Source organism: Protofrankia sp. Cr1, assembly GCF_963555865.1.
GTDB lineage: Bacteria > Actinomycetota > Actinomycetes > Frankiales > Frankiaceae > Protofrankia.
Genome location: NZ_CAUVXO010000240.1, coordinates 2,427 through 5,418 on the forward strand (window position 1 = coordinate 2,427; position 2,992 = coordinate 5,418).

Below are 2,992 nucleotides of genomic sequence, written 5' to 3' on the forward strand. Positions count from 1 at the left end.
AGTCGCGGCCGGGGCGGTCGTGCTCTGCGCCTACATCCTCAGGCGCACCGAAACGCGCTTGCTGCGCCGCGCCGCGAGGAGGAGCGGCCGACTGCGAAAGAGTCGCTGACAATCAGGATTTATCCGGATGAACATTAGATTCCATATTAGGAGAAAACATGTCTAAAAATCTTGATGGCACGGTCGTCGCTATCACCGGGGGCAGCCGCGGCATCGGTCTGGCCACCGCCGAGGCCTTCGTCGCAGCCGGCGCCAAAGTTGCCATCGGCGCCCGCAACCTCGACTACGCCCGCGCTGCGGCCACCCGCATCGGCGCGACGGCCCACCCGCTGGACGTCACGGATCCGGCCAGCGTGCGCGAATTCTGGAAGGTGGTGGAGGCCGAGCATGCAGAGATCGACATCCTCGTCAACAATGCCGGTGAGATGTTGGTTGGCCGTTTCGAACACGAAGGCGAGGAAGCCACTCGCCACCAGCTCGGCGTCAACCTTCTGGGCAGCCTCAACGGCATGAAGGCCGCCATAGGACCGATGCGTGCCCGGGGCCGCGGCCACATCATCAACATGGTCTCCGCCGTTGGTCTGGTCGGCCTGCCCGGCTGCGCCACGTACTCGGCGGCCAAGCACGGCGTGGTCGGCCTGTCCGAGGCCGTCCGCGCCGAACTGCACGGCTCCGGCGTGGACCTGTCGATTATCCTTCCGATCCCGGCCCGCACCGAGCTCACCACCGGAGTGGGCAAGGGTCGCTTCGTCCCGCTACTGACCCCCGACGACATTGCGCGGTCCGTAGTAGGTGTTGCCCGCCGCCCTCGTTATCACGTCTTCGTCCCCGGGTGGACCAATCCGGTCACTCGCTCGCTGTTCCTGCTTCCGCAGAGCTGGCGTGACGCGATCGGTCGGCTGCTCAAGGCCGACCAGTTGCTACGCACCACCGACGCCGTCGCCCGTCGCGACTACGAGGAGCGCGTCACCGCGCCCATCACGAACGGGGTCGACCTGTGAACGCAACGATGAGCAGCAAGGGCGCGATCCAGCGTGGTAACAGTCCGCCCGCATTCGCATCGCCGCTGCTGGACCACATCGTCCACGTCCGCCCCATCACCACCGTGGTGATGTACGCCCCTGCCATCGTCGCCGGCGTCTGGTTCGCCCTGGGCCAGGCCGGTGGCTGGGCGTTGGCCGGTTGGGCATCGGCTGGCTATGTGGCCTGGACGCTGTCGGAGTACTGGGGCCACCGCATCGTGCTGCACTACGAGCCCGCGCAGGGTTTCGGCGCCCGTCTGCATTGGCTCCTGCACGGCATGCACCATGAGTACCCGCAGGACGTGCGTTGCTCTATCCTCAGTCCCCTCCTGAGCATCCCCATGGTCGCAGGGGCCTTCTACCTGTCCTCGGGCCTGGGTGGCCTGCCGCCGACTGTCGGGGCCGGCTACGCCTTCGGTTATCTCACCTACGACCTGTTCCATCTCTACCTGCACCAGGCCAGGCCGAAGAACCGGCTGTTGCGCCGACTGCGCGAGCTGCACATGCGTCATCACTTCCGCGACGACACCCGTGGATTCGGCATCTCCGCCCCGTACTGGGACGAGGTGTTCGGTACCTCGATCACACGCCCGCACCGCACGCCCGCGAGCACCGTCGGTGCCTGATACGAGGGCATCCACAGCCGAATCGTCCCGCCCGCGGCACGCGTTCGGGCAGGACGCCGTAGCCGACGTGAAGGAGGCCGAGGAGTTCCTGGCTCTGCTTTACACCGAGCACCCCGACCAGCCGTGTCCGTTGGACGAACGTCGGCGTCAGGTCCGAGCCCAGATCGGACAGACGGGCACCTACTCTCACACCAGCGCCGAGTTGGTCTTCGGCGCCCGCGTGGCCTGGCGCAACTCCAGCCGCTGCATAGGGCGTCTGTACTGGCAGAGCCTGCGTGTGCTGGACAGGCGGGATGCCGGCACACCCGAGGAGATCCACCGGCACCTGTGCGAGCACTTGCGCCAGGCCAACAACGATGGCCGCATTCGTCCGGTGATCTCCATCTTCGCTCCTGACACCCCGATGTGTCCTGGACCGCGGGTATGGAACGAGCAGATCATCCGTTATGCCGGTTATCGGCGACGCGACGGCGGCATCGTCGGTGACCCCCGTTACGTCGACTTCACCGAGACCGTGTGCAGCCTCGGCTGGCAGGGCTCGGGCGGTCCTTTTGAGGTCCTGCCGCTTGTCATCGAAACCGCCGACGGCAGGCCACAACTGTTCGACGTGCCCCGTGACCTCGTGCTCGAGGTAGAGCTCGCCCATCCTGAATACTCCTGGTTCGCCGAACTCAGACTGCGCTGGCATGCCGTACCGGCCATCTCCAACATGCGTCTGCGCATCGGTGGTATCGACTACCCACTTGCGCCTTTCAATGGCTGGTACATGGGTACAGAAATCGGCGCGCGCAATCTCGTCGATACCGGCCGATACAATCTGCTGCCGGTCGTTGCCGAGAGTCTCGGGCTCGACACCGGCAGCGAAGAAACCCTGTGGCGTGACCGTGCGTTGGTCGAACTCAACGTCGCTGTCCTGCATTCCTTCGGCGTCGCCGGGGTGAAGGTCAGCAATCATCATACTGAATCCCGTCGTTTCCTTACCCACATTGCCAGGGAGGAGCGAGAGGGGCGGACTGTACCCGCCGACTGGAGCTGGATCGTTCCACCGGTTTCCGGCGGCATCACCCCTACCTTTCACCGCTACTATCACGAAGCCGATCAACGCCCCAACTTCTACCCGGGAACGCGGTCCGGCTCAAAATCTTCGCCTTCGCCTTCGCCTTCGCCTTCGCCCGACACTCGCTGGCCGACACCCGACGCCGCCGAATGCCCCTACGCTTCCAAAGAGCGAACCGAATAAGAGCGCCCGGCAAGCTGGGCGGGATGGTCTGCCTGCATCCCAACGCCGACCACTGAGGTGATGTCACCAGTCGCGAGTCTCCGGGACGGATCAGGAGCCACCAA

The 2,992-nt window shown here is 65.2% G+C and carries 3 protein-coding genes; all 3 read left to right on the top strand.

Features of this window, described 5'->3' with window-relative positions:
* Positions 1–158: 158 nt before the first annotated feature.
* The 3 genes from U9980_RS17510 (at position 159) to U9980_RS17520 (ending at position 2,888) form a co-directional block, all read left to right on the top strand.
* The gene (locus tag U9980_RS17510; protein ID WP_322768903.1) at positions 159–1,001 is read left to right on the top strand and encodes an SDR family oxidoreductase; all 843 of its coding nucleotides are present in this window, start codon (positions 159–161) and stop codon (positions 999–1,001) included.
* Positions 998–1,648 carry a sterol desaturase family protein gene (locus U9980_RS17515; protein WP_322768904.1) on the top strand — a complete coding sequence of 217 codons (651 nt, stop codon included), beginning with the start codon at positions 998–1,000 and terminating at the stop codon, positions 1,646–1,648. Before U9980_RS17510 ends, U9980_RS17515 begins: the two co-directional genes overlap by 4 nt.
* Before the next feature lie 67 nt (positions 1,649–1,715).
* The gene (locus U9980_RS17520; protein WP_322768905.1) at positions 1,716–2,888 is read left to right on the top strand and encodes a nitric oxide synthase oxygenase; all 1,173 of its coding nucleotides are present in this window, start codon (positions 1,716–1,718) and stop codon (positions 2,886–2,888) included.
* The last annotated feature ends 104 nt before the right edge of the window (positions 2,889–2,992 follow it).